Below are 3786 nucleotides of genomic sequence, written 5' to 3' on the forward strand. Positions count from 1 at the left end.
AGACTCGCCACATCGCGCCGCTGCGCGGCGCTTTCGACTTCCGCCACCGAACGCAAGCCTGCAACCACCGTGGCCACGGCCGGATGCGCGAGCGGAAACTGCAACGCCGCCGCGCCCGTGTCCACACTTTCTTCAGCGCAGACTGCATAGATCGCGCGCGCGCGCGCCAACGTCTGCGCATCGGCCGGGGTGTAGTTGTACGTGGAACCGGGGCCGCGTGCATCGCCGAGCAGACCCGAGTTGTACGGCCCGGCGGCGATGATCTTCACGCCACGCCGCCGCGCCTCGCCCATCACTTCACGCGATGCCTGTTGTTCGAGCAGGGTGTAGCGCCCGGCGAGCAGGATGCAATCAAGATCGAAGTGCGGCAGGATTTCCAGGCAGACCTCCTGCTCGTTGACGCCGATGCCGATTGCGCGGACGAGGCCTTCGTCGCGCAACCGTGCCATCTCCGGCAACGCCTCGTCGAGCGCCTGCGCGAGCATTTCGGCATGGCGCTCGCCGTGGGTCTGCCGGCCGACGTCGTGCAGCAGGAGAATGTCGATGCGATCCAGGCGCAGGCGGTGCAGGCTTGCCTCGAACGAGCGCCGCACGCCGTCGCGGCTGTAGTCGAACACGGCTCGACTGCCCGACACGGCGAAGCCGTCGTTGACCTTCGCACTGCGGGCCGCGTCAGGCTCGATTACGCGGCCGACCTTGGTCGACACGGCGAACTCGGCTCGCGGCCATGCGATGAAGGTATCGCCGAGGCGGCACTCGGAGAGGCCATGGCCGTAGAACGGCGCGGTGTCGAAGTAGCGGATGCCGCTGCGCCATGCCGCATCGAGCGTGGCTCGCGCCTCGCCGTCACCGACTTCGGCATAGAGGTTGCCGATCGGCGCCGCGCCGAATCCCAACGGCCCCAGCGACGTGAATTCGGTTTCCGTAGGCGGCATGGACACAGACGTGGCGGGCAACGGGTGGAACACGGAGAACATCTATACCATATATGAATAATGATTGTATATGCGAAACCAGCTGACCTTTTGGCTTTGCCGGCGGCGTTGCATGTAGCGGTGATCCGCCTGTCTGGCCGCTGCGACGAACGGCCGCACCCTTACCGCCCCTTCCAGTTTCGCGGCGTACCCCGCAGCGGCCGGGCGGCTCGGCGAAGCCGATCCACCGACGCAACTCATTGTTCTATCTGTAGATGCTTCGGATGAAGGTTTTTTAACGTGCAACCGCCCCAATTCATGTACCATGCGGTCCAAGAAAAGAATGTTACCGCTTAGTCACGGAACTTTCTGCCCTCTTTAGCACTCTCATACCCCGAGTGCTAGACTGGGCACCCTGAGGAGACCCGCATGTCCACCGCTACAGCTTTGGTCGCGAACAACCTGCCGATTCCGAACGCACTCGGCAGCCTGGATTCCTATATCACCGCCGTGCACCGCTTCCCGGTGCTGACGGTCGAGGAAGAACAATCCCTCGCCAAGAATTTCCGCGCGAATGACGATCTCGATGCCGCCAAACAGCTCGTCATGGCGCACCTGCGTTTTGTCGTCCATGTCGCCCGCGGCTATTCCGGCTACGGCCTGCAGATCGGCGATCTGATCCAGGAAGGCAACATCGGCCTGATGAAGGCGGTCAAGCGCTTCGATCCGGACATGGGCGTGCGCCTGGTGTCGTTCGCCGTGCACTGGATCCGCGCCGAGATGCACGAGTTCATCCTGCGCAACTGGCGCATCGTCAAGGTCGCCACGACCAAGGCCCAGCGCAAGCTGTTCTTCAACCTGCGCAAGTCGAAGAAGCGCCTCGGCTGGATGAACAACGCCGAAGTGCAGGCCGTGGCGAAGGATCTCGGCGTGACGACCGCCGACGTGCTTGAGATGGAAGCGCGTCTGTCCGGCCACGACATGGCCTTCGACGCGCCGACCGATGCGGACGAAGACGCCAAGCCGGCGCCGGTCGCCTATCTCGTCGACGACAACGCCGATCCATACCAGTCGCTCGAGAACGAGAGCCAGGAAGAATCCGACCTCGGCATACTCAAGAACGGCATGGCCAAGCTCGATGCGCGCTCACGCGACATCATCCAGCGCCGCTGGCTCAAGGACGGCGACAAGGCGACGCTGCAGGAGCTGGCCGACGAATACAAGGTCTCGGCCGAGCGCATCCGCCAGATCGAGGTCAATGCGATGAAGAAGATGCGGACGCTGTTCGCGGCGTAAGACTTCCGTAGTCCGATCGATCAACGGCCCGGGCAACCGGGCCGTCTGCTTTTCGGAGTTCGGCAAAGCTCAGCCCACTTCCACCGAGTCGTCGCCGTCGGACTTCGCCTTGTGGCCGATGACGATGCGCGCGGCGCGCTGATAGCTCAGATACGCCACCGCCCAGTTGAGCAGCACCGACATCCGGTTGCGAAAGCCGATCAGGAAGAACACGTGTGCGGCGAGCCAGAACCACCAGGCGAGCGCACCGGACAATTTCCATCCATGCAGGTCGACGATCGCAGCCATGCGCCCGATCGTGGCGAGGTTGCCGTAGTCGCGATAGCGGAACGGCGGCGGCGGGCGTCCGGCCAGGCGATCGCGGATCACCCGCGCCACGTAATTGCCCATCTGCTTTGCGCCGGGCGCGACGCCGGGCACGGGCTTGCCGTCCTGTATCACCGTGGCGAGATCGCCGGCGACAAAAATCTCCGGATGCCCCCGCACGGTCAGATCGGGCAGCACGGGCACGCGCCCGGCACGATCGAGTTCGACGCCGAGCGAGCGCGCCAGCGGCGAGGCCGCGACGCCCGCAGCCCAGACCACGGTGCGTGCGGGTACGAAGGCACCGCCCGAGCGATAACCTTGCGCATCGATCGCTTCGACCGGCGCGCCGGTAACGACTTCGACACCGAGGCGTTCGAGTTGCTTCTGCGCCTTCGCTGAAAGCGATTCCGGAAAGCTCGACAGGATGCGCGGCCCCGCCTCGATCAGGCGTACGCGCGCCGACGCCGGGTCGATGCGGCGGAATTCGCGCTTGAGCGTGTGCCGCGCGATCTCGGCGAGCGTGCCGGCCAGCTCAACGCCGGTCGGGCCGCCGCCGACGATCGCGAAGCTCAGCCACGCCTCGCGTTTGGCCGGATCGGTTTCCGCTTCGGCATGCTCGAACGCGAGCAGCAGGCGCCGGCGCAGCAGCAGCGCATCGTCGAGTGTCTTCAGGCCCGGCGCGAACGGCGCCCAGTCGTCGTGGCCGAAGTAGGCGTGCGTCGCACCGCTGGCCAGCAGCAAGATGTCGTATTCAATCGCGCTGCCGTCGTCGAGGCGCACGCAGCGTGCGTCGGGTTCGATGCGTTCGACGGTCGCAAGCCGCACCTCGACGTTCGTTTGTCCGCGCAGGATATGGCGCAGCGGCGCGGCGATGTCGGGCGAGGACAGGCCGGCGGTCGCGACCTGGTAGAGCAGCGGCTGGAACAGATGATGGTTGGCGCGATCGATCAGCAGGATCGACACCGGCGCATCGCGCAGCGCGCGCGTGGCCCAGAGTCCGGCGAAACCGCCGCCGACGATGACGATGCGTTGAGGTGACGTTGCCATGCGCCGATCGTATCGCGTCGATGCGCTGCGAGAAAGAACATCGGCTTGTCCTGCTTTCAGTACAAATCGATCGGGTCGACGTCGAGCGACCAGCGCACGCGGCGCGCCTCGCACAGCACGCGCACGGCCGCGATCCATCCGGGCAGGAAGGCATGCAGGCGCCCGCGTTCGTCGGCGCTGAGCAGCAGCTGTCCGCGTTGCAGGCCGGCCCGGCGCGGCATCG

At 65.6% G+C, this 3786-nt stretch carries 3 protein-coding genes and 1 pseudogene; 1 reads left to right on the forward strand and 3 read right to left on the reverse strand.

Going from position 1 to position 3786, the window contains the following annotated elements:
- Positions 1-935: aldo/keto reductase (locus VF497_RS00920; RefSeq protein WP_330885340.1), on the reverse strand; the 935-nt coding region annotated here is incomplete at its 3' end.
- A gap of 408 nt (positions 936-1343) precedes the next feature.
- Between VF497_RS00920 and rpoH the strand changes: the two genes are divergently transcribed.
- A complete protein-coding gene (gene rpoH / locus VF497_RS00925; RefSeq protein WP_330885342.1) occupies positions 1344-2210 on the forward strand; it encodes an RNA polymerase sigma factor RpoH in 867 nt (288 codons plus the stop codon).
- 69 nt (positions 2211-2279) lie between these two features.
- Here the strand turns inward: rpoH and VF497_RS00930 are convergent, their stop codons facing one another.
- On the reverse strand, positions 2280-3563 hold the full coding sequence (locus tag VF497_RS00930) for an NAD(P)/FAD-dependent oxidoreductase (protein WP_330885344.1): 1284 nt from the start codon (positions 3561-3563) through the stop codon (positions 2280-2282).
- A 56-nt stretch (positions 3564-3619) separates the two neighbouring features.
- Positions 3620-3786 (reverse strand): annotated as a pseudogene (locus tag VF497_RS00935) (primosomal protein N'); the annotation flags it as partial.

Origin of the sequence: Rudaea sp., from assembly GCF_036383415.1 — a bacterium.
GTDB lineage: Bacteria > Pseudomonadota > Gammaproteobacteria > Xanthomonadales > Rhodanobacteraceae > Rudaea.